At 30.3% G+C, this 25,211-nt stretch carries 20 protein-coding genes and 1 tRNA gene; 19 read left to right on the top strand and 2 right to left on the bottom strand.

Going from position 1 to position 25,211, the window contains the following annotated elements:
- Positions 1-286 precede the first annotated feature (286 nt).
- Entirely contained in the window at positions 287-1,003 is a 717-nt protein-coding gene (locus tag AC4PRO_RS05670; protein ID WP_074723978.1) for a DsbA family oxidoreductase, read from the top strand.
- A gap of 387 nt (positions 1,004-1,390) precedes the next feature.
- Here the strand turns inward: AC4PRO_RS05670 and AC4PRO_RS05675 are convergent, their stop codons facing one another.
- Positions 1,391-3,178, bottom strand: a complete 1,788-nt coding sequence (locus AC4PRO_RS05675; protein ID WP_492116636.1) for a hypothetical protein — start codon at positions 3,176-3,178, stop codon at positions 1,391-1,393.
- A 271-nt stretch (positions 3,179-3,449) separates the two neighbouring features.
- On the opposite strand from AC4PRO_RS05675, the gene AC4PRO_RS05680 reads away from it, so the two are divergent.
- The 18 genes from AC4PRO_RS05680 to AC4PRO_RS05765 all read left to right on the top strand — a co-directional run bounded on the left by AC4PRO_RS05680 (position 3,450) and on the right by AC4PRO_RS05765 (position 24,762).
- Positions 3,450-4,694: a phage integrase SAM-like domain-containing protein gene (locus tag AC4PRO_RS05680; RefSeq protein ID WP_492116637.1), complete on the top strand. Its 1,245-nt coding sequence runs from the start codon at positions 3,450-3,452 to the stop codon at positions 4,692-4,694.
- A 4-nt stretch (positions 4,695-4,698) separates the two neighbouring features.
- Positions 4,699-5,688: a hypothetical protein gene (locus AC4PRO_RS05685; RefSeq protein ID WP_492116638.1), complete on the top strand. Its 990-nt coding sequence runs from the start codon at positions 4,699-4,701 to the stop codon at positions 5,686-5,688.
- 145 nt (positions 5,689-5,833) lie between these two features.
- Positions 5,834-6,046: a hypothetical protein gene (locus tag AC4PRO_RS05690; protein WP_492116639.1), complete on the top strand. Its 213-nt coding sequence runs from the start codon at positions 5,834-5,836 to the stop codon at positions 6,044-6,046.
- A 125-nt stretch (positions 6,047-6,171) separates the two neighbouring features.
- Positions 6,172-6,471: a helix-turn-helix domain-containing protein gene (locus AC4PRO_RS05695; RefSeq protein ID WP_492116640.1), complete on the top strand. Its 300-nt coding sequence runs from the start codon at positions 6,172-6,174 to the stop codon at positions 6,469-6,471.
- A 63-nt stretch (positions 6,472-6,534) separates the two neighbouring features.
- Positions 6,535-7,968: a DUF3987 domain-containing protein gene (locus AC4PRO_RS05700; protein WP_492116641.1), complete on the top strand. Its 1,434-nt coding sequence runs from the start codon at positions 6,535-6,537 to the stop codon at positions 7,966-7,968.
- Between the two features lie 226 nt (positions 7,969-8,194).
- Complete coding sequence (locus AC4PRO_RS05705) at positions 8,195-9,328, top strand: DUF6371 domain-containing protein (protein ID WP_492116642.1); 1,134 nt, start codon at positions 8,195-8,197, stop codon at positions 9,326-9,328.
- 77 nt (positions 9,329-9,405) lie between these two features.
- Positions 9,406-9,927 carry a BfmA/BtgA family mobilization protein gene (locus tag AC4PRO_RS05710; protein WP_492116643.1) on the top strand — a complete coding sequence of 174 codons (522 nt, stop codon included), beginning with the start codon at positions 9,406-9,408 and terminating at the stop codon, positions 9,925-9,927.
- Positions 9,927-10,991: a DUF5712 family protein gene (locus tag AC4PRO_RS05715; RefSeq protein WP_492116644.1), complete on the top strand. Its 1,065-nt coding sequence runs from the start codon at positions 9,927-9,929 to the stop codon at positions 10,989-10,991. Before AC4PRO_RS05710 ends, AC4PRO_RS05715 begins: the two co-directional genes overlap by 1 nt.
- A gap of 146 nt (positions 10,992-11,137) precedes the next feature.
- Positions 11,138-11,728 (top strand): AAA family ATPase, encoded by a 591-nt coding sequence (locus AC4PRO_RS05720; RefSeq protein WP_492116645.1) that lies wholly within the window; start codon positions 11,138-11,140, stop codon positions 11,726-11,728.
- Positions 11,729-11,786: 58 nt separating this feature from the next.
- Positions 11,787-12,011: a hypothetical protein gene (locus AC4PRO_RS05725; protein ID WP_492116646.1), complete on the top strand. Its 225-nt coding sequence runs from the start codon at positions 11,787-11,789 to the stop codon at positions 12,009-12,011.
- Positions 12,012-12,298: 287 nt separating this feature from the next.
- On the top strand, positions 12,299-13,288 hold the full coding sequence (locus AC4PRO_RS05730; protein ID WP_492116647.1) for a hypothetical protein: 990 nt from the start codon (positions 12,299-12,301) through the stop codon (positions 13,286-13,288).
- A gap of 119 nt (positions 13,289-13,407) precedes the next feature.
- Positions 13,408-13,935: a hypothetical protein gene (locus AC4PRO_RS05735; RefSeq protein WP_492116648.1), complete on the top strand. Its 528-nt coding sequence runs from the start codon at positions 13,408-13,410 to the stop codon at positions 13,933-13,935.
- 362 nt (positions 13,936-14,297) lie between these two features.
- Complete coding sequence (locus AC4PRO_RS05740) at positions 14,298-15,893, top strand: site-specific DNA-methyltransferase (protein ID WP_492116649.1); 1,596 nt, start codon at positions 14,298-14,300, stop codon at positions 15,891-15,893.
- A 43-nt stretch (positions 15,894-15,936) separates the two neighbouring features.
- Complete coding sequence (locus AC4PRO_RS05745) at positions 15,937-16,608, top strand: DUF3800 domain-containing protein (protein WP_066312000.1); 672 nt, start codon at positions 15,937-15,939, stop codon at positions 16,606-16,608.
- Position 16,609: 1 nt separating this feature from the next.
- Entirely contained in the window at positions 16,610-17,116 is a 507-nt protein-coding gene (locus tag AC4PRO_RS05750; RefSeq protein ID WP_492116650.1) for a hypothetical protein, read from the top strand.
- A gap of 174 nt (positions 17,117-17,290) precedes the next feature.
- Complete coding sequence (locus AC4PRO_RS05755; RefSeq protein ID WP_492116651.1) at positions 17,291-19,981, top strand: DEAD/DEAH box helicase; 2,691 nt, start codon at positions 17,291-17,293, stop codon at positions 19,979-19,981.
- A 330-nt stretch (positions 19,982-20,311) separates the two neighbouring features.
- The gene (locus AC4PRO_RS05760; RefSeq protein ID WP_492116652.1) at positions 20,312-22,444 is read left to right on the top strand and encodes a hypothetical protein; all 2,133 of its coding nucleotides are present in this window, start codon (positions 20,312-20,314) and stop codon (positions 22,442-22,444) included.
- A 2-nt stretch (positions 22,445-22,446) separates the two neighbouring features.
- Positions 22,447-24,762: an nSTAND3 domain-containing NTPase gene (locus tag AC4PRO_RS05765; protein ID WP_492116653.1), complete on the top strand. Its 2,316-nt coding sequence runs from the start codon at positions 22,447-22,449 to the stop codon at positions 24,760-24,762.
- 133 nt (positions 24,763-24,895) lie between these two features.
- Here the strand turns inward: AC4PRO_RS05765 and AC4PRO_RS05770 are convergent.
- A tRNA-Leu gene (locus tag AC4PRO_RS05770) sits at positions 24,896-24,975 on the bottom strand.
- Positions 24,976-25,211 lie beyond the last annotated feature (236 nt).

The following is a 25,211-nucleotide window of genomic DNA, read 5'->3' on the forward strand; positions in this document are numbered from 1 at the left end:
TGTATGTCGAAACACAAATTTACGATTCATTTAAAGAAGCCATCTTTTTGGCTTCTTTTTTTATCGGACAACAATGAAAACGAAAGTACTTTCAAGATTTACTAAGGGTTACGATCTCTTAAATACTTACACTACAATCTCAAACTTGCTACTCCCCTACTCGCGGTTTGTTTTGAAATATGTGTGCTATTAAAACTCCCAATAAAAACATAAAGACTACTTCCGTATAAAAGCAATTGATTAAATTTGTATATACAAATGAAAAAATTAGCTTAAAAAAATACAAATGGAAAATAAATTAAAAATACAAATTTGGTCGGACATCATGTGTCCTTATTGCTATATAGGAAAACGAAGAATTGAAGGAGCATTACAGCAATTCCCGCATGCAGAGAATGTCGAAATTGAATGGAAAAGCTTCCAACTTGATGCTAATTTTATAGCATCGGAAAATGATAATATGGCTGAACATCTAGCCGAAAAATACCGCAAAGACAAAGAGTGGGCACAGGAAATGATGGATAGCATGACTCTAAATGCTAAAAACTCTGGATTAGACTTTCATTTTGAAAAAGCAATAATGGCCAATTCTTTCAATGCACACCGACTCTTACACTTGGCCAAGAAACATAATAAATCAAATGAACTAGAGGAACTATTGTTTAAAGCCTATTTAACAGATGGCCTGAATATAAACGACATAGTAACCTTGACTAATCTAGGAATCCAGGTTGGACTTGATGCAACAGAAATTCAAACCCTATTACATTCTGACACCTACGCAACTGCCGTAAAAGAAGACATTGAAATGGCGCAACAAATAGGAGTACAAGGAGTTCCCTTCTTTGTTTTCGATAACAAATACGCAGTTTCTGGTGCTCAACACGTGGAAACATTCGTAAAAACACTAGAAAAAGTATGGGAAGAGGGTGATTTTAAATCAAAAGTTACTTTGATAGAGACGAATGATGGAAATAGTTGCGACATTGATGGTTGCGATTAAAAATCAACATCAATAAAACATATTTGCTTTTAGCCATTATAACACAATTACTTTACAAGAACTGATAAAAGAACTCAATTACAATGAAAATCAGCGTTTAGCAAAACTATAGCATAATATTTTGTTACAGTAATCCTTTCACAAAGCCCTACCGTTCCTACCCTCTTTTAAATTGTTTACAAAAATAAAAGTACCAAGGTCGACTTCTTTCCTATTCACAAAATAAAAAATGACTTGGATCAACTACTAAACCAAGTCATTTTTTAATATTTACAAAATTAATTCCTACAAAACTCTACTTATCAACTATAACCCTCTAAAAAATTAATAATAAAAAATCTTTTCTCCCGAAAGGGTTCACAACTATCAAAATGCACAACAAATCAACTAAACATAGGTATACAATATTGTTAAAATATTAGCCAAATTAGCCAGCTCTACATTGCTGAGCTTTTTCTTTTCTCTAATTAATTTACTCGCACTACGAAATTCAAAAAATACTTCAAATCTTTGATCAGGAAATTTTTTACTCAAAAACGCAGTAATATTATCTAAAGAGCGCTCTATAGTAGCATCATAAGCTGTTGTATTTAATATTTGTCTGAAACTAACTACCGTGTTAAGATCGATAAAATCTTGTGCAATTGTTTTATTCTCGGATTTTGTATGCTCTATTGTTAATTTTATTGCTGCAAGTAAAGCGTCTTCAAAAACTAAAAATTCTTCTTTTTTATGAAGACTCATAATGTGTACACGTAACTTAATCAAGTAATTCTGCGCGTCATTTTTAAAATCAAAGCTATCTGTAAATTTCTTCTTTTCGCTACCAATCGTATTACAAAAGGCATTATACGGAGCTAAAATATCCTTAACCTCTTTTACTTGGCTGTGATTACTTGACGAAAATTCTAAACTAGCAAGATCAATAAACTTATAGCAAAGTGCAATGTAATCGGCAGAATTCTGCGCAGCATTTTTAAAAGCTTTCGAAGCTGTATAAAACTCCTGCATGTCCCGTAACTTACCATCGTATTTGTCAGGTACCAAACGAGGAATAGCATTAATTACACCCTCCTTCTTCTCCAAAAAACGAGTTACATCTGTTGGTTTAAAACGTCCAGGAACAGCCTCATAAACTATTTCTGGGCTAACTGGTTTAGCGCTTAAGAATCCTTTTTTATTGGAAATTAAAGCATCTGCAATTTGATTATTGGTATCATACTTCTTTAAATTAGCCGCTAGATCATCAGTAATGCTAAAATCTCTTAAAACATTATAACACTGCAAAATATTCTCTTGGATAGCGATATAATATTTTTTATTCTTCTTGTCCTCTAGATTAGTAATTGTAGCCGATTCTTCGTTCCAAATGGCAATTGCATTGCGCAGTTTCGACTCATCAACTGGATCAAGACCAGAATTAACCAACTGCGACGCTTTATTGAAATTATCACTATTAAACTCTTTATCCTCTTTCAAATAATTAAAAGCCCTCCTAATATAACGCTCTGTGGGATGAAATTTACCCCTAAGCACACTACCTACTTTTAATCTCAGCTTTATTAATTGCACATCATCTACACTTTTACCATCACTAACTCTTGGTAAAATGGGATTGTTTTTATCCTTATATTGATTGGCTTCAAACTCAGATAAATCACCTATCAATAATGTAGTATTTAGATTGTTTGGATAATCTAGATATCCCAAATTAGAGTTATACCCTTTAATATTACTAACCGGATTTACCAAATCACAATCGCCTAACTTTATTTCTTGTGTGTCAAAAACTCCTTTATCACGATCAATCAAAATCAAATTAGCATAGATATGAGAAACAACAACAACCTGAAATTTTAAATCCTTTTTTATAACATGTAGCGTAGCTGGAGCATATTTATACTCAAGAACAGCAACGAGCTGTGGCAAGCCAAAATTATTTTTAATATAGTCATTGAACAAGAACAAATTGTCACCAATATTATACTGCAAAGCCTGATTAGCAAAAAAAGCATTATCAACCGTGGTAGCAATAACTGCAACATCTAGCGGATTATCCTTTACCATCAACGAAGGTTGCACAGCAACTCGAACATTCAAATCATCCCAACGAATCTTCTGTGCACGTGCACAAGAAATCACTACTAAACACAAAAAAAACACTTTAACTCTCATAAAATCAGTATAAAATAATTAAGAAAATTAGAAACAAAACCATTAAAATATTAAAAACCTATCAAAAAAAAAACCGCTTCTTTCGAAGCGGTTTTTAAGTACCCGGAGCCGGAGTCCTATACTACTTAAATAAGTTTACACTAATTTTAACGTACTTATACGCATCTACTGGCCTTAAACAACTAACTTAAATAAACTTTTATAAAATTAAATAATTATTTTGCCCCCTTTTTCGTCCCCTGTTTAATAAACTTTCATACATTTGCATACTATGCAATCAAAATTTTATTTAAGAACGGACAAGATGACTAAAGATGGTTTGTATCCAATTCGTATGGATATAACTTTTAATTCTGTTAGAATAAGAAAACAAATATCAGATATAAAAGTAAAAGAAAACCATTGGAAAGTCAAAGAACAAAGGATAAAACCTAATCTCAAAAATGAGGAATACAATCACCACATAGAATTCAACAAGAAACTAGATGATCTTGAAAACAAGGTAAAAGATGTTTTCAGATACATCTATACTAACGATCTCAAACCAACCAAAGAGTTAATTGAATCAAAAATGAATGGAGAGGTAATAAATCACACCCATTCTTTTTTCGATTCATTTGACGAATACCTCGAAATTAGCAAAAGCTCAAAGGCTGCTAATACAATCAAAAACTATACAACTTGTAGAAATTTCATGAAAAATTACGAAGATTTCTCTGGAACAAAATTACATTTTGAAATGATTAACTACCATTTTTATGAGCAATTTCGGGACTATTGCTTTAGTGAAAAAGACACTTTAAACAATTACTTCGGCAAATTAATCTCTACGTTGAAAACATTTATGGACTGGGCTTTCAATCGCAATTACACCACAAATATTCAATACAAAAAATTTGAAGCTATCCAAGATGACATTGATATAATTTGCTTAACAGTTGAAGAGCTTTTACACCTATATAATTTCAATTTTAAATCAGATAGGTTAAATCACACAAAAGACGTCTACTGTTTTGGCTGTTTTACTTCGTATCGTTTTTCTGATATATTTGATTTGAAAAGCTCACACATATTCGAAAATCATATTAAAAAAACATTAGTAAAAACTCAAACTATTGATCACATAACCCCCCTTACGCCCTATTCAAAACAAATTATCTTAAAATATAAAGATACTATTCATGATCCTCTACCAGTAGTTTCCGCACAAAATTTTAATGATTATATTAAGGAATGCTGCAAGATCGCAAAAATCGACACTCCAACGACCATAACTCGCTACATAGGTAAAAGAAAAATTGAAAAAACAGTTCCAAAACATGAATTAATCACATCACACACCGCGCGTAAAACATTCATTACCACATCTTTAACGTTGGGAATGCGTGAAGCAGCTGTGAAAAAAATATCAAATCATAAAAAAGACGAACATTTTAGAAAATATGTGAATCTTGCTCAATCTTATTTAAATAAGGAAATGGATGAGGGGTGGTCAAAATTCGGAATAAAGAAATAAAATTATGGAGAATAATCAATTTAATGATCTAGAATACAACCAGTTTTACTTTAGCTTAAAAGATAATTTTAAAAGCACAGTTCATCATTTTCTATCTCCGCAACATATTCAAGCTTACTCAAAAATTTTAAGTTTCAAATTAGACCTTTATATTGAAACAATCTTTGGGACAAGGTACAATTCTTCATTGTATGACTACTACAATTCATTATACTTTGAAATCAAGGACGTTGAAGAAAGAAATAATAAGATCATTTTAAAAACCGCAAGTGATTTTAGCCATAGTTTCAGTGACTATATTGATAGAATATCTGAATCAAGCTATGTTTATATTATTAAATCCTCATTTATAGAGAAAAAATTAGGATTCCAAAAGGGTGATAGGAAATTTAATGCTTTTTTAATCACTCATCTCCTCCAGAATTTAAGATTTGAAAATCAAGATTTCCATCTTACCGATAGCGGTTACGGAAGAATAATTAATGCATTTGTTAAGGAAAGTATTAAAAACATTAGACAGGAACTTTTTGATAAAAAACTTGTAAAGACTGAAGAAATTTTAAATGACATTAACACTCTTGAAATAAGAAAAAGTGAAGGGAAATTTGAATTTCTCGAAGAGTCTATTAATTTATTGAGACTATTAAAAAGCGACATTGACTCAAATAATACAATAGATAGAGACCTAAATATTTTCAATCAAAAAATTGAATTTAATCAGTTATCTGATAATAGAGAATTGAACATAACAACCAATGACAACCGTCACATTGACAAGCATTACATCAGTAATCACCAAAATGACTTCCACAATACTTACAATAGCGCACTTACTACAAATAATACTTATTTTAATAAAACTCAACAAGACCCTGAAAAGCTGGGGAAAATAAAAAAAATCACAATTAAATTTAGTCCATTTAAATTTCGAGATCTGTTGATTAAATTTTTCGAAAATGCAGGAATTGAGATCGATTCTGAAAAAAAAAAATAGAATTGACCGTTTTATACTTAACACGGTAGAATTTAACAAAGAAAAATATACCAGATTCAAAGGATCTCCTTCAGAAATAACTATCAACTTTTTCAACAAGAGGGAAGCTACAATATTGAAATTCTGCGCATTATTATTACTTCTTATGAAAGAAAATAAAATAGAAGAAATTGCAATAAAAACATTAGAAGCCACATTACTAAATGAACTGCAAGACCTAAGCGGAAAAGGAAACGGAATTAGTCTGCATTTAAGAAATAAAATAAGAGAAAATTTAAATGGTTTAACCAGTGAAAAACTTGCAAAGTTTGCAGGATTTGAAAACCTTCAAGAAACCATTGGACACATAAAAGATTAAATACAAGAGCTTTACACGATAAAAACTCTGCAAAAAAAATTGCAAAGTAGACTAAGATCTAAGTTTAACCAATCTTTACCAAATCAAATTATAATTGATTTAACTTAATTTAAACTTAGATTATTATGGCAAATGTATTGTACGCTTACGACAAAAAAGATGTCGAAAAAATGATTGATTTGGTAATCAACCGACTTCGAAAAGAAGATGGGAACGAATCAACATTAAACACTGAAAATGATAAACTAACTCAAACACAAGCAGCAAAGTTTTTAGGTGTTTCCGTAACCACTCTTATTGATTACAGAAAAGAAAGAGGTCTTCCTTATTATAAAGTTGGTAAGCCCGTCTTTTATTATAAAAAGGAACTAATTGCCTTTAGTCGCATCCAGAACGAAATCAAGAAAAAGCAAAGTCAACTATAGATATCTAACTCTATAGTTGACTTCTTGTGTTTAATAATAGTAATTTATCGTAGACAAAAAAATATGGTCATCTTAAAAAATAATCCCCCTCTTACTTTAATAGAAAGTAAAACGGGGAAAACCTATAGTTCGCAAAACAAAGGTACAGAAAAAGAAGGGGAAATTGATTTAATTGATCTAGAAATGGATTTTCTGAAACTTAAAAAAGTCAATAAAAACTTATTCCCAATAGAAATTTATCCAAAGCCGCTACAAGAGATAATTATAGAAGTCCACAACAAGAATTTATTTCCCTTGGATTATATTGGTGCGGGAATCCTTTCGGCAGCTTCAACTTCAATTGGTAAATCATATAAAATTAAAGTAAAACATAGCTGGGAAGAAAAATCAAACCTCTTTATGGTAATCGTTGGTCAACCAGGAGATGCCAAAACCCAAGCTTTAAAGTTCTGTTTCAATCCTATTCAAATTAAGGAAAGCCAGCTATTTTCCGATTATGAAAATCAATTAGTTGAATACGAAAAAAACAATGCGGATAATTCTGAAAACAAAAACAAGGAAAAAAAACCAATCTTAAAAAGGTATTTATTAAGTGATTTTACTCCCGAAGCATTAATTCTAAATCACAGTTATAACAAGCGAGGAATCTGTATTTATGTAGATGAATTAAACGGTTGGTTAAAGAATTTTAATCGTTACAATAGTTCTGGTGAGGCAGAGACTTACCTAAGTCTCTGGAGCGGAACTCAAATTAATACAGATAGAGCATCAGGGAAAAGTCTGAGGCTTGATGATCCTTGTTTGAGTGTTATTGGAAGTACCCAAATATCCGTTTTAAAGGATTTTGGAAAAGATGGAAGATCCACTAATGGTTTTATGGATCGATTACTTTTTGTCTATCCAAATGAAGAGAAAATACTAAGATGGAATATAGAATCGGTAAACACAGTTCTTTTCGACAATTACACTGCATTAATCCATAACCTACTTGAATTAGGCAATGAAGATCCTAATGTGTCAATCGTAATTCCGATGCAACCTGACGCAAAAGAATATTTATTCCGATGGCAAAACAATAGACCGGATAAATTCTTCTTTGACTATGAGCGTAGTATAGAAATCAAATTACAACAATATGTATTGCGTTTTGCTCTAATTCTTCAATTAATTCATTCAACCATAGAGAGTAAATCAATAAATACAATAGAGATTTCTTCAATAAAGGGGGCTATTAAATTATTTGACTATTTCTATCATAATGCCATCCAAGTCAGGGCTGAGATTCTAAGAAAAAATTACTTTGAAACTCTCACAGAACTGCAGAAAAATATTTTAAATGAACTCCCAAAAACTTTCACTACAGCAGAGGGAATAAAAATAGCATGTAAGCTAGTGGGTGATAAACCTCGTATTTCTGATAGGCAATTTAAGACCTACCTAAAAGACCTCAAATTGTTTAAAAGACAACAACACGGAAATTATGAAAAAATAATATAGACTTCACTTTCTTCACTTTCTTCACTTTGATATTCTAGATTTTGATTAATAGACACTTACGCGCATTGGTTTGTGCAGAATTAGTGAACAAAGTGCAATTGAGCACTTCACTAATTATTTTGAAAGTGAAGTCAAAGTGAAGTCAAAGTGAAGTCAAAGAACATACTTAAAGCCTTGCTGTCATTGGAAAGTGAAGAAAGTGAAGAAAGTGCAATACCAATAAACTATGTATAAATATTCATTACACAAAAAATCGACAAAACATCTATGCCCTAATTGTAGCAAAAGAAGGCTGGTGCTATATATTGATGTAGAATCAGACCAATATGTTTCTCCATTAGTAGGAAGGTGCGATAGAGAAATAAATTGCGGCTACCACTACTCTCCTAAATCATATTTTAAGGAAACTAATCAAGAGTCCAATTATTTATATGCAGCCGATCTCCAACCTATTAAACAAGGTGATATTTCATATCACACTGAAAAGGAATTATTAGAAACATTAACATTTTACAACGAAAATAATTTTATCCAATTTCTGAAATCAAAATTTGAGTGTAACGAGGTAGAACAAATGATTTATAATTATAAAATTGGAACAGCCAATTTCTGGAATTTCGGCACCATTTTTTGGCAAGTCGATTCAAAATATAAAAATAGAGGTGGAAAAGTAATTATTTACAATACATCTGGAAAAAGGACGAAGTACATAAACTGGATTCATTCCATAAAAATAAAATTACAAGAAATAAGCAACTTCAATCTGAATCAATGCTTTTTTGGAGAACATTTAATTAATAATTGCGACACTATTATTGCCATAGTTGAATCTGAAAAAACAGCTTGTATAATGAGCTTATTATTTAAAAAATACACATGGCTAGCAGCAGGAAGTTTGAATGGATTAAATGAATCCAAAATGGAAGTATTGAGAAATCGAAGAGTTATTCTCTATCCTGATTTAGGTATAAACGGACTAAATGGATCTCCATTTAGTATATGGAATTCAAAATGTGAGTACTTTAAAAAGAAAGGTTTTAATATAGAAATTTCAGATTTATTAGAACGTAATGGAACAAATATAGAAAGAGAAAACGGCTTTGATATTGCCGACTATTTTTTAAAAAACATCAAATACGTCCCAAAAGCTATTATTTCAAACCAACAAAAAACAGTAGACAAACTGTACTTGAAAAATAAGAATTTAAAAATCTTAATCGATTTTTTTGATTTGACAGATCTCTACGGAAATCCCATCTCGTTGTCTCCGATAGGAAAGCAAGTAGGACAGGGGCGAAAGTCCCCCTATCCTACTTGCTCTGCGAGGCCGAAGCCTTTAAAAACAGGGCTTCCCGAATGAAATGAATTTATAACTATATACAACAAAAATACAAAAATACACTAATCAACTGATTTACAGTTGTAAAAATTATAATTATGACACAAAATAAAAGCATTTCCATAAATATGAAGTCACACAGTGAACTTGAAAAATTAGCAGAAAGTTTAGGGATGAATTACGGTAATCTCGTTTCAGAGATGATTTACTATTTTAAAAAAACGGGGATACATCCGAAAGATCCAATAAATAAAAACCCTTCTACTATGATTTCTGCGCTAGACAAAAGAATTGTTTCTTTTCTAAAAGTTCAAGAACGAGACATCTTGAAACCGCTAAGGCAAGAAGTTTTTAATTATCAAAATATACAGAAAGAGGAAATTTTAAAACTTACTGATTTGATAAATGGACTGTTGAACAGTAATTCAGAAATAAATAATAAGGTTGAAACAAACTACAAAGAGCTAATAAATAAAATCAATGCTATTGACCACACTCGAAGCAAAAAAATGAATATCGAATTAGAAAAAAACAGACAAGCAATAATACTTCTTTGCCAATTATTAGATGACAAAAATAAAACCGGAACGATAGACAAACTTAAAATTTTGTTTTCATAATGCCAATTTCTAAACCACATAGTACCCTAGGGGCTGACAATAAAGGCAGCTGCACTAATCTAGCTATTTATTTAGAAAAAGAAAATGAAGATTTAGATAGACTATCAAAAAAGTATGTCTCAATGAATGACGTTTCCAATATTGAGTTACGCAAACAAGGCTTTTTTTCTCATTCAGAATCAAACATTAGCACAATAGAAGTTATAAGTGCAATTGATAATAATAGGAGAAAACTAGGAGCTAATGATGCTAAATATTTTGCTCCAACAATCAGCTTTAGTGAAAATGAATTAAATCATATTGCATTTTTAGCTACCGGAAAAAACAATGTAAAAAGTGTTTGGGATATGAATTTAAAAGAGATGGAAGAGTTTAATCGGATAATTAGGGTTTACGGAAGAATGGTAATGGACAATTATGCACAGAACTTCAATCGGAAAGACAAAGGAATTAACTCTGGAGCTGATATAATATATTTTGGAAAGATTGAACACTTTAGAAAGTTTAAAGGTACCGACAAAGATGTCGTTAAAGGAAAAGTAAAAGCCGGAAAATATAAAAAAGGACTTCAAAGCCACATCCACTGCATTGTTTCTAGAAAAGATAGAACACAACGCTTAAAATTAAGTCCAACATGCAATGAAACAAACACTAAGAGAATCATCGGTGATAATTCTTATCAAGTTGGATTTGATCGCGTTAAATGGACTGATATGAATGAAAAAACCTTCGATGCCCATTTTAACTACAATCGCAAAGAACTTGAAAAATTTAAAAATCAAAAAATTTTAAAAAATGGAAGCCCGCAAGAGAAATTTGACCTTAAAAAGCGTATCGAACACAGTCAAAATAAGACCGTACCTACTATGAATAATCTAAGAGTATCCAGTGGACTTCTCGAAACAGATGGTCAAATGGAACCTAGAGAACAATTTCTAAATGTTTCCAATGACTTGTATCAAGATGTCGTAATAACTCAAGATGTTTCCATCGAATACAATGATAATTCAATTGCTGATGCTGATAAAAAGAAAAAAAATATAATTCGAAAGAGAAAAATCTAAGCCATACCGCTTTCAATAGGAAAGCTAAAATGAGAAAACACATTATAAAGTACTAAAAAAATCTATTCAATTACACTACAGCATTTTAATATCACTTCATTAAAAATAAATATCTAAACGAAACACCAGTTTAAAAATCTAAAAATATGCCGAAAATTATATTAGTGAACAATCAAAAAGGCGGTGTCGGGAAGAGTACCCTTACTTACAACCTTGCGCAAAATGTAGCTTCTAACGCAAAAGTCGCCGTGTTAGATTTCGATCTACAAGGAAGCTTGAGCCAATTGAAAGAATTAGTTACCGATTTTGAAATTATTCCGTACAAAGGGAAAATAGAAAATATTGCAGATTTGGATTACGATTTTCTTTTTATTGATACTCCTCCCTACCTATCGAACCATTTACACGAGTTAATTTCGATGGCAGATCTAATTATTGTACCAACTAAAGCAGGCATTCTAGACTTACTAGCTATAAAAAGCACGCTTACTATAATAGAAGAAGCACAAAGAACAAACGATACATTAATCGTTTTTAATATGGTAAAACCAAATACTACTTTAACGCTAGATATATTAATTGGACTAGAAGAATACAATGTTAAGGTAGCTGCCACACATATCAGTGATTTAGTCTCATTTACACGCTCTGTCCTGGTAAAAGGTGTTCGAGCAGATAGAAATGCACAAAGACAAATAGATGAATTAACTAAAGAAATTTTATTGAAATTAATATAAATCTAGATTTCTAGAAATATAAAAATCTAGTAATCTATAAAAATATAAAACTATAGTTATGAAAAAAAACAACATGAATGAACTCATTAACAAGGCAAAATCTAGTGCTCAGCAAAAAATTGTTCAAAAAATTATTCCAATTGCAGAGAAAGAAATAGACGAAGTTCAATTTTCATTTTATCTAGAAAAAGTGCTGTTAAAAAAATTAAAGATGAAAGCTTTTACAGAAGAAACGAGTATGAAACAACTTGTGAACACCGCTATAAAGAATTTCCTTGCGTGAAATATACAGGTGTCCCCTTTATTATTCTAGATTAAAAATTCTATATTAAAATCTTTGACTAAATTTGAGTCCAATTTAATTAATAACAAAAAATAATTATATAAAATAAAAATATAAAGTGTTTAGCTTTTGAATTAGTACTATAAAATCGCCAAAATTAATAGCACGCTAATATCAAAACTAAGACGCCCATGCCTAGCGTGGGCTGTTCTTATTTGGTGTGCGGGTGTTTGGCGATACCTTTAGTGCTTTTAAGAAACAGTTCCACGCTTTTTTAATAAAACTTCATGGAAAATACACCCGAAAAAATCGCCAATCTACACCTTCAAATTCTAGAAAACTGCTCAGAAAAAGAAAAAAACATTATTAATTTATATTGGAAACTGCAAGGCATAGAATTCGTAAATAGTGCTAAATGGATAAAAGCAGAGTTTGAAATTTCCCAAGGTGATTTAAACAAACTAATTGCTACATATAGCGCTATTTCACTCTTTGTATATTGTGAAAACTGCGACTCTTACGAAAATCATCGAGTAAAAAGTAAGACTCAGTTTTTAGAAATTATAAAAAAAAGCAAAATAAATAATTATAGATCTTCCTTCAAATGTGAGTATTGCACGCAACGAGAAGTAGAACAGATAAATTTAGAAAAAATACAATCCCATCAACAGTTAATTGAAAAAGCTGAGCTAGCTATTGACGGGAAAAATTGGACTAGGCTTTCAAACTTTGAAAAAACTATTCTAGGCGATTGTTTAAAAATGGATTTTAATCAACTCAAAAAGCATTATGGTAGTCAACTAGGGCAAGAACAATTTATTTTGTTTATCAGAGCATTAGAAAAAATTGAAGAACAAAACCTCATATTTTTAACACGAAATTCTTATAGCAATTATGTTGTTAATTTTCAATGTCTAAGAAGATTATCTGAATATAAAGAGGAAATTCTTTTTAAAGATAAAATTCCTAGTAGCTCATGTGCAATTGATAATGAAACTAATGAATTAAAATTCAAACTTACTATTAATGATCGTCAAAACCATCCCGATAGTCCCAAGTATGCGGGCACCGTTACCTTCAAGGAGAGAATTGTTATGGAACCTGAGGTTGAATACATTTTTGGTGTATGGCCTAGAGCAAATGAAAACTTATACTTAACGATGACCCCATTAGAAAATTTGGAGAAAACTGCCCAAACAAAAAGTATTAGCAAGCAACCAATTTCATTACAACAAGGTATTGAGGATTTCTTAAATCGTTTAGGTAAAGATATTTAACTTTAAAAAATCGATTTTACTATAAATTTCAATGACTATAAAACTAGATTTCTATATATCTAGATCATTTTTTTCGTATTTTTAAAAATCTCTTTTAACTTAAATAAGCGTAGTAAAATATGATTACAATAGACAATAAATTGTACATCACCGAAGATGTAAATAAAGTAGTAGTAAGTTTTGCAAAACAAGTTGTACTACGAAAATTACTAATGCAATTCAGCTTTACGCTGAAAAATGACAAAAAAAGAGTTTCAGAACTAATTGCAGCAATTAATTTTTATAATGGCGACACTCCTGATTACGAACAACAAGAAGAATTATTACTTTTAATTATTGGTTATATAAAAGAGTGTAAAAAGGAAGAACGCACATCACTATATTTTTGGATGTTAAATGAAAAATATCTTGAATACTTGGATAATTACAATGATGAAGAAGAAGATTCTTTAGAAACTTTTAGGTTTAAATTTGGTAGAGAATTAGCCTATAAACTTTACGAACCCGAAACTAGCGAGTTAGAACAAGAACTAATCAAGGAATTACAAAATGTGCTAATCAGTTTTGCTTCAGAGTTCGATTTTTCTTTAATCGATAAGTCTTCAATTATTGAAATACTGGATACTATGGATTATTACTGTCAGTAAACCAATATTCCCTTCCCCTTAACTTTTAGTGTTAAGTCTTTAATCCCCCTTATAGAAATCTATATTCATATATAACTATAAATATAGATTTCTATAATTAGTAATGCGACCAACGGTTTTGTGGAAAATCAATACATGATTTTGTAGCGCCTGAACTGATTTAGAAAATAGCTTAAACCCTTTTTTAATGCAAAATTGCAACCTTGCTCTGCTTGTTATACTTTTATTGATTGAAAAGTTCAAAAAAGAATTACTACCAATACTATTTTAACTAATTTTAATCAACCCAAACAAGTCAGCATAGTACCCATTTAACAATAATGTCCTATTTTTACCCAACTTAATAAAACATCAGCATTACAATGCCTACACTAAACTGGATTGGAAAAGAAAAAGTCATTAATCATCATCAAGATGTACCATACAAAATACTAGAACCCCAATACGGTTTTACAGATGGCGTAGAACAAACCCAACCCAACAACAGTGGTAACAAAATAATTCATGGCGACAACCTTGAAGCCTTAAAAAGCCTTTTACCTGAGTACGAAGGTAAAATCAATTGTATCTACATTGACCCTCCTTACAACACCGGAAACGAAAGCTGGGTATATAACGATAATGTAAACCACCCCAAAATCAAAAAATGGCTGGGTGAAGTCGTAGGTAAAGATGGTGAAGACTTGACTCGACACGATAAGTGGTTGTGCATGATGTATCCAAGATTGAAATTACTACATAAATTACTCGCGAATGATGGTTCCATTTTCATAAGTATTGATGATAACGAACAAGCACATTTGAAATTATTATGTGATGAGATATTTGGAAACAGCAATTCTATAGAAACGCTAATCTGGAAAAAAAGAGCCACAGCACCCAATGATCGAATAATTGGTAAGAATCATGAATATGTAATTGTTTATGCTAAAAAACTAAGTGAATGTAAACTATATTTACAATCAAGATCAGAAGAATTAAATAAAGCATATTCAAATCCAGACAATGATAAGTATGGCGAATGGAGAGCTTCTGATTTATCCGCAAATGGAAAAGGGGGTAGATTGGCAGCGAGTTGTATTTTTCCGATAATAAATCCTAACGATAATTCTGTATTTGATCCCCCCGAAGGAAAATGTTGGTTATATAATCAAGAAAAAATCAATACCCTGATTAATGATGATCGAATTGGTTTTAGAAAAAACACGGGAACTCCATTTTTAAAAAGATACTTGAATGAAGTTCGCCAAGGAACTACGCTTGCTACCATAGTTGACAAGGCTGGTTTTTCACAGGATTCTGCAAAAGAGAATAAATTAATATTTAACGATAGTGTTTTTGAATTTCCAAAACCATCATCTTTTATAGAAGTACTTTTAACTACAGGCACCAATAAAAACTCCATAGTTCTTGACAGTTTTGCAGGTTCTGGAACAACTGCGCACGCCGTTTTAAATTTAAACAAAAAAGACGGCGGTAATCGTAAATTTATTTTGACAGAGTTGATGGAGTATGCTAATACAATTACTGCCGAGCGAGTGAAAAGAGTAATTAAAGGCTATGGTGAAGACAAAAAAGGCGTAGAAGGCACAGGCGGTAGTTTTGATTATTATCAACTAGGCGAACCTTTGTTTCTTGAAGAAGACATTCTAAACGAAGCCGTAGGGATTGATAATATCTTAAAATACATTTGGTATTCAGAAACGAGAACAGCATTCACAAGCGTTGAAAATTTAGAACAGGATAACTATCGTATTGGTACAAAGGACCAAACCGATTATTATTTTTATTATACAAAACAAGCCGTAACCACAGTTGATTACGATTTCATGGCACGAATAAAACACAAAGCCAGTCAATATATCATTTATGCTGATAATTGCTTGCTAGAAAAAGATTTTATGTTGAAGCATCATATTATCTTTAAGAAAATACCAAGAGACATAACAAGGTTTTAGAATGGTTAAATTCGACCACTTTAGAACTCAAAAATAATATAATATGACATCAAAAACATTCAATATTTATTGCGATGAAAGTTGCCATCTAGAAAATGACCATAAAGATTTTATGCTTTTAGGTTATGTTAGCTCGGCATACAATCAAGTAAAACGTCATACCGAAAGAATTAATGATTTAAAGAAGAAGCATAATTTTTATGGCGAAATAAAATGGTCAAATGTTTCCACTTCACAATTCCAATTTTACAAAGAGTTAGTTGATTATTTCTTTGATACTGATCTACGTTTTAGAACTGTTGTTGTGAGCAAAAAGAAGATAAACAACGGAGCTTTCAATCAGGACTATGATACTTTCTATTACAAGATGTATTACTACCTCTTGAACCATAACATTAAAAGTAATTTTACTTACAATGTTTACATCGACATAAAAGATAGCCTAAGTGCTTACAAAGTTGAAAAACTAAAAGGAATATTAAACACTAAATACGGTGTTTTCAGGAACATACAAAATATCAGGTCACATGAAAGCGCAATGCTACAATTAGCAGACTTTCTAATGGGTGCATTATCATACAATTTGAACGACGCAAACAAAAAAGTAATAGCAAAAAGGCAAATTATTGACCGAATAAAGCATCATACAACTCAAAATTTAGATGCTACATCGTATAGCAATTCGTTTAATATGTTTTTCATTGAATTAAAATAATATGCCTTTTAACCTAATTAAAAAATACAACCAGTTATTAGAACTCAACTCTTATACTGAAAAGCAGAGAGCAGTTTGTTTAAGGCAAATCTATGACCGAGACATCGTTCCCGATAAAAAAATAATTTTCAGAACAAAACCACTAAATCCTACCCCTCACGAAAACAAAATTGACTTAGATAGACACTTTTATCATTTAACAACAAAAACTGTTGACGAGAAAACAAAGCAAAGAGAGTACGATAAAAACAGGTGCGAACGCTTACATTGGGTAAAATTTCACATTGAAGAAAAGAAAAAAGAGGATGTTTTAGTGTTTTCAGTAAAAGAACCACAAGGAATTAGAACCTACATTTATGATAGTATAGAAAAATTTGTTGTCGTACTAGAACCACTTAGAAAAGTAGAGGAATACTATCTACTAACTGCATATTTAGTTCAAGGAAGAGACAATGCAAGAGATAAATTTATGAAGAAATACAAAAGAAAACTAGATGTAGTATATTGATAAAAAGCAAAAAACGCAGAGCATCTAGGCTTGCGTTTCTCGATTTCCTTCATCCAAACGGAATGATGAACTCGGTGCAAATATATAAAATAGTATTACAAAAATGTATTAAAAGTATATTAAAAATGTATTATAATGCAAGTTATTGATATCAGTTAATTTTTTAAAGACATTATGGAGTTAAAATCCTACCAACAACAAGTTATTACAGATTTAGATCTTTTTTTAGAATATCTCCAAAAATACGACACACCTACCCTCTCCTTCAAACAGTATTGGGAAGATAAAGTAGGCGCATATGAATTAAAACTTGACGGTACTTATAGTGGAATGACACCCTATAAAGACAATATCAAAAACACGCCTCACATTGCCATAAAAGTACCTACCGCGGGAGGAAAAACCTTTATTGCTTGTAATGCTATTCATTCCATCTTTAGCAGTTATGAAAGTAGCAAACCTAAAGCAGTTGTTTGGCTTGTGCCCTGGAGTAATCTTTTACATCAAACCGCATCAAATTTATCCGATGCATCGCACCCGTATCGTCAAAAACTAAATACACTATTCAATCATAGTGTAGAAGTCTATGAAAAAGAAAGTTTGTTGCAAGGAGCTAATTTTAACCCAACATCCGTTTCGGAACAATTGAATATTTTCGTTTTCAATTTTAGCAGTTTGCGAATCAATTCTAAGAAAAAAGACGACCGTAAAATTTACCAACAAAACGGAGCATTAGAAGCTTTTAGAGATAGTGTTGTCGAGCAAGATTTAGTATTACCAGACACAGATGAAAGTGCTTTAATCAATATCATTCGAAGTTTAAACCCTTTAGTTATTGTTGATGAAAGTCATAATGCCGAAAGTGATTTAAGTATTGAAATGCTACAAAATCTAAATCCTTCTTTTATTTTGGATTTAACGGCGACACCAAAGAAAAACAGTAATATTGTTAGTTATGTAAATGCCATCGAGTTGAAGAAGGAACACATGGTAAAACTACCAGTAATTGTATACAACCACAGCCGAAAAGAAGAAGTAATCAATAGTGCTTTACACTTACAAAGACAATTAGAACAATTGGCGATTCAAGAAAGCTTAGACGGTGGTAAAAAGATAAGACCTATTATTTTATTTCAAGCACAATCTAATATCAAAGGAAGCGACAATACTACCTATACTAAGATCAAAGAAAAGCTAATCGAATTAAAAATTCCCGAAGAACAAATCAAAATCAAAGTTAGTGGTCTTGATGAGTTGAAAGGAATCGATTTAATGGACGAAAAATGTCCTGTTCGATACATTATAACCGTCAATGCCTTAAAAGAAGGCTGGGATTGTCCATTTGCTTACATCCTTGCATCTTTAGCAGATAAGTCATCGGCAGTTGAAGTAGAACAAATTCTAGGAAGAGTATTGCGCCAACCTTACGTCATCAAACACAAAGAACCATTGTTAAATCTTTCATTCGTTTTAACAGCATCAGCTAAATTCAATGAAACTTTAGACAACATTGTAAAAGGGCTACAGGACGCAGGTTTTAGTAACAAAGACTACTATGCGGAAGAAATCATAAGCGAAGAAGCAACTACTGTTCTTACAGATAAAGAGGTTCTAAGCAATGAATTGTTTGGTTCTACGGAAAACACTACTAGTCCTTCTTTTGACGATGCTGACATTACAAATATTAATGTAGGTGCAATTAATTTTGACCCAACGGAAAAAACAATATCACCAACTACCAATACAGCCATAAATCTAATAACACAAAAAGCAATTGAGGAAGGCAAGGCTTTTGAAACAAGATTGACTACAGATGATGGAGACAATACGGAATACCTTTTAAGAGAAATGGGAAAAGAACCAAAAAGATATAAAATAGTAGAACATTTTAATCAAGTAGCAGAAACAATATCGCTACCTCAATTTTATAAAAAATTAGAGGAAAGTGTATTAAATCAAGAATTAGTTTTTGAAGAATTGAGCCAAGGAGAAGTGTTTCTAAACAGAGACCAATTACTGAGCACCTTCAAGTTGTCTTCTAAAAACATTGAAATAGATTTTAATAGCGTTACTGCTGATGTAGTAAAAGTGGATTATGATGAAAAACGAAAAGATACTGTAATTTCAAAATTCAGTATTCAGGCAAAAAAAATGCTGACTGATACCATTCTTGCAAAGCCTAAAGAAAAACAAGTTAAAGACATAACAAGTATTATGGTGGGTAAAATTGGTAATATGACACCCATTGCAGAACAAGAAATAAAAAAATATATCGAACGTGTTTTTAGTGAATTTTCTACTGAAGAAATTATTGATGCCGTAAACAATGAGTACAATTACCTTTATAAAATAAAAGCTAAAATCCTCGAATTAGCGAACCAGCATGCTAAAGAAGAATTCAAAAAATTACTGGACACCAATAAAATAATTGTAAAACCAAGTTTCAAATTCAAAAGTACTTTAGTTCACAGCAAAGAAGGAGCTATGATTAATAAATCGCTGTATGAGCGTGAGGGAGACATGAATAATTTTGAGCAAAGTTTAATAATGGACGTTGCCTCATTGGACAATATTTTATTTTGGCATAGAAACTCAGAAAGCAAGGACAAAGGTTTCTACCTTAACGGATTTAATAATAATCATTATCCTGACTTTATTATCTACACTCAAAAACAGAATATCATATTAGTAGAAACCAAAGGCGACTTTTTAGATAATGATGATAGTAGAGCAAAAAACATTTTAGGTAAAAAATGGGCTGAAAAATCAGGAGAGAACTATAAATATTTTATGGTATTTGAGAATAAAAACGTTGAGGGATGTTATACAGCTAAAAACTTTTTGGAGATTATTGGGGCTTTGTAAGTTCATTAAAGATATTTGAATATCACTCTTTGAAGGTAATATTAATTCAGCATAATTGATACACAAATTTCTAAAGTTATTCTCTCGAGCAGCTTTCCATAACTATAGGAAATTATTACAGCCACAATTTAAAAAGAACGAGATTTTCTTAGCTTCAGATGATAAAAAAGGAACACTAATCTGTTTAGAGGCAAGTATTTATTTTTAAAAAGTAGACTGTTCAAAACCAATACAGAGCAGAAACTCACTTGCCTAGAAAGAGCTTTGGATACAACCAAAAAACACCATCTACAACATTATTTAGGGGGTAAATTTAATGCATTTTAACATATGGATAAATTAAGTATTAAACTGGAAAATTGTTTTGGGATTGAAAAATTAGAACAGGAATTTGATTTTTCAAAATGTAGAGCAGTTGCAATATACGCTCCTAATGGAATGATGAAAACATCATTTGCTAAAACATTTGAAGCGAAGAGTTTAAATAAAGAGCCTTCTGAAAATTTGTATAATAAAATACCCTTTTCAGAAATTACAACAGATGGTAATTTAATTGACATGAATGAAATTGTGGTAATCAATTCATTTGCCACTATAAATACAGATAAGAGCGTTTCTACACTATTGGTAGATGAAAACAGTAAAATTGAATATGACGAAATTTTCACAGATATTTCAAAACAAAAAACTTCATTAATTGCTAAATTAAATAAGCTATCAGGAATAAAACAAACTGATTTAGAACATACAATTTTATCAGATTTCAATGACATTGATTTTTTTAAATTTTTATCAGAAATTGATTTCGAAAAAATTGAAGATGAATTTTCAGATATAAAGTTGAGTGAAGTTTTTGATGCAGACGTATTAACTTTCTTAAAGAAACCTGATGTTATTAACAATATCAATATTTACACAGAGAAATACAATCAACTCTTAGAAACTTCCAAATATTTTAAAAAAGGGATTTTCAATCCAGCAAAAGCCGATAATATTGCAAAAATTTTATCAAAAGAAAATTTCTTTAAAGCAAATCATAAAATAAGACTTCATGGTGATGATGATGAAATTTTAGATGATGAAGCCTTTAAAAACAAACTTTCAGAAGAGCGTAAGGATATTTTAGGAAACCACGAATTAATAAAGATTGAAAACGAGATTAAAAAAGCATCTGTAATTAGATTCAGAGAAATTTTAGAGGAGTTTGAATTAATAATTCCCGAATTAAATGATTTAGTGCTTTTTAAGAAAAAACTATGGGGATCATATTTTACAAAAGAAAGAGCATTTATTGAAGAGCTTATACTTAAATTTTCTGATGGAAAGCAAAGATTGGGTGAGATTGAAGAACTTGCAAATAGCCAAAGAACTTCTTGGGAAGATGTAATTGGTAAATTTGAAGAAAGATTTTTTGTGCCTTTTAAAGCAACAATAACTAACAAATCCAGTGTTGTTTTAGGTAAATCTGCCCCAACAATAGTTTTTTTATTCGAAGACTTAATTACTGATAAAAAAAGAGAAATTAAGAAAGAAGATATTGAAGGTATTAATGTTTTAAGTCAAGGAGAAAAAAGAGCTTTGTATATTTTAAATCTAATGTTTAATATAGAAGCAAGGAAAAAAGAAAATAAAAAAACTCTATTTATTATTGATGATATTGCAGATTCATTCGATTATAAAAACAAATATGCGATTATTCAATATTTAAAAGACATATCGGAAGAGCCTCTTTTCTATCAAATAATTTTAACTCATAACTTTGATTTTTTTAGATCAGTTGAGAATAGAAATATTGCTTCCTACAAAAATTTATTTTTAACATATAAGTCAGTTGATGGTATAAAACTTGACCAAGCTAAAGGCATTAAAAATCCATTTATTAATGATTGGAAAGAGAACTTAAATAACCCTAAAAAATTAATTGCCTCATTAACATTTGTTAGAAATATCATTGAATATACAAAAGGTGAAGATGATGATGATTATTTAACGTTAACTTATATTTTACATTGGAGAATTGAAAATCAAACAATTTACGTTTCCAATTTAAAATATATTTTTGAAAATATATTTCCGGGAATTAATTTTAATACAGATTTAGATCTTACTGACAAAGTTGTTGATATTATTTTCAATGAAGCTGAAAATTGTCTTGTTGCTGCCGAGGGAATAAATCTAGAAAATAAACTTATATTATCAATTGCAATCCGGTTATATGCCGAAAAATATATGTGGAGTAAAGTCTCTAATCAAGAGATAATTAATGGATCTACTGGCAAACTTTTCGCTAGATTTAAAAAGGAGTTTATAGGAATTCTTGATAATGAAATAAACATTTTAGACGAGGTAAATTTAATTACTCCAGAAAACATTCATTTAAACTCATTTATGTTTGAACCGATATTAGATTTATCCGATATTCATTTAAAGGATTTATATAATAGAATAAAAACATTGCAATAATTATGAATTACGATTTTTCAACTTTAAATGATAAGGATTTTGAAGAACTAACCGTAGATCTTTTAAATGCCCATTTTAAACTTGATTTACAGAGTTTCAAAATAGGTAAAGATAAAGGAGTTGATTTGAGATACTCATCTATAAAAAACAACAACTCAATCGTTGTCCAAGCAAAACATTATTTCAAATCAGGATATTCTCAATTAAAAAGCAGTATAAAAAGTACTGAAGTTCAAAACGCAAAAAACTTAAAACCTGAGAGATATATTTTTGTTACATCAATGGAACTTTCTAATAATCAAAAAGACGAAATAAAGCATCTGTTTGAGCCATACATTCAAACTTCAAATGATGTTATAGGAAGAGAAGATTTGAATAGATATTTGAGAGGTAATACGCAAATTGTAAAAAATCATTTTAAATTATGGTTTTCAAGTAGTGAAATAATTTCTAATATTTTAAATAATGCTATTGAAGGCAGGACAAAATCTTATCTTTCATCGGTAAAGTCAAAAGTTCCTTTATATGTTTTAACGAAAAATTTTGATCAAGGAAATATAATTCTAGAACGAGAAAAAATTCTTCTCATAACTGGACTTCCTGGGGTTGGTAAAACTACTTTGGCTGAGATTTTATTATTTGAAAAAGGCCGGAATGATTATCAAATATATTTTATTAAAACAATCAAAGAGGCTGAAGATGTTATTTCTCCCGATGAAGATACAAAACAAGTATTTTATTTTGATGATTTTTTAGGTGAGGTTTATTACGAAATTATAGCAGGCAGTCAGAAAGAAAGTGAAATAGCACAGTTTGTAGACAGAATAAAACACACTCCTAATAAGTATTTAATTTTATCTACAAGAACAATAATTCTTGAACAAGCAAAAAACAAATCTGAAAAAATTAAAAATTCTCGAATAGAATCGGGAAAGTATGAATTATGCCTAAATGATTACACCAAACTAAACAAGGCAAAAATATTATACAATCATTTATACTTCAGAGATTTGAACCCAGAGTTAGCAAAGGGAATTATTCAAAATGAATTTTATAAAAAAATCATTTTACATAAAAATTATAATCCTAGATTAATCGAATTTATCACAGATAAAAATAAGGTAAATCATTTTTCTAAAGGAGAGTATTTAAAATTTGTATTAGAGAGCTTGGAAAAGCCAGAAGAGATATGGAGACATTCTTTTTCAAATCAAACAAATTATTTTGATAAATGTTTACTTATTACAATGTTTACATTCCAAGGGAGTATAGAAGAAAATGCTTTTAATAATAGTTTTAACCTTAGAGTTGAATTTGAAAAAAATAGTAATAATCAAATTATAACTTCCAATGTATATAAATCATCAATTAAAAATTTAATAAATGGCTTTATTTTATCTACAATTACAGATGTAGATAAGAAAATTCAAAGTTTCAAGTTTATTAATCCATCTTTAATGGATTATCTTTTTCTATATTTAAATGGTAATAGTGAAGAACTAAAAGCAATTGTTTCGTCTGCAAAATATATTGAACAAATTGGAATTTTTAGTCCTGAAAAAGGAAAATTAACTCTTAATAAAGAATTACAAATAATAGTTAAAGACAAAATATATAATGATCAACTAGATATATTAGACGAATACAAACAGTATAAAATAACTGGCTTAAAAATGGAAGTTTTAGTAAAGTATTGTACTGCGATTGATATAGATGATATTTTACTCCATCTATTAAAACAGGTTAATTTAAAACAGACATGGTGGATAAGAAGAAATATATTTTATGTACTGAAAAATTTATCGAAGCAGACTAAAACAATTGAATATGTAAAAGATAACTTTTTCACTATTATTGAACCTTTATTACTTCAGATAGATGACAGGAAAATGTTATTGGAAATGCCAGCTTTATTTAAAAAATTTGGAAAGGATTATTCAAAATTTGCAAATACCGATTCAGGACACTTATTAGTTTCCAATCGTATTAGTTCAATAGTAATTGAAGAAGAAAAAGAACTTTTTTCTAGCTACAAAGATTCTATTTTGGATTCGAGTGATGCTGATTTCCACATATATGATTCCTTAAATGATTTTGAAAGAGAATTATTTGATATTTTATTACCCAATTCTAATTTTGTTATAGAGCGAGAATACAATGAAGAAAGTATCAGCGATTTAATAGAAATAAATAATAAAAACCTTGAGGAATCAATGAAGAGAGAAAACAGTACTCAAAAATACTTTGATGAATTTAATCATCGACAAGAACTTGAAAATATACTTATTGAAGACATGTTTAATAGTTTCAATAATTAATTATGCATTCTTACTTAGGACATATATTTCTACCAAAAGAAGATGAATTTAAAAACTGACTATATTCGTCCCCCTTTTCGTCCCCGATAAAAAGCAAAAAACCTCGTAATCAATCGATTACGAGGTTTTTAAGTACCCGGAGCCGGAGTCGAACCGGCACGGTTTCCCACAGGTGTTTGAGACCAGCGCGTCTACCAATTCCGCCATCCGGGCTTAGCAGACATGAAATGGCGACAGCCATTTCAACGCAATAAAAGAGGAGATTGTAATAAATCAACCATCGATTCCTTTAACACGCTGCAAATGTAAAAAATAATATTAAAAATTCTACTAAAAATACTTAAAATTTTCCTTTCAGAGTTGAATAAATTTCATAAATTTGCACCTCCGTAAAACGGGACACACTAACTAACTACACCCGAGGCGCATACAAACATCTGGCTTAGACA

The sequence above is a fragment of the Flavobacterium sp. DW-iso2 genome (assembly GCF_058725285.1).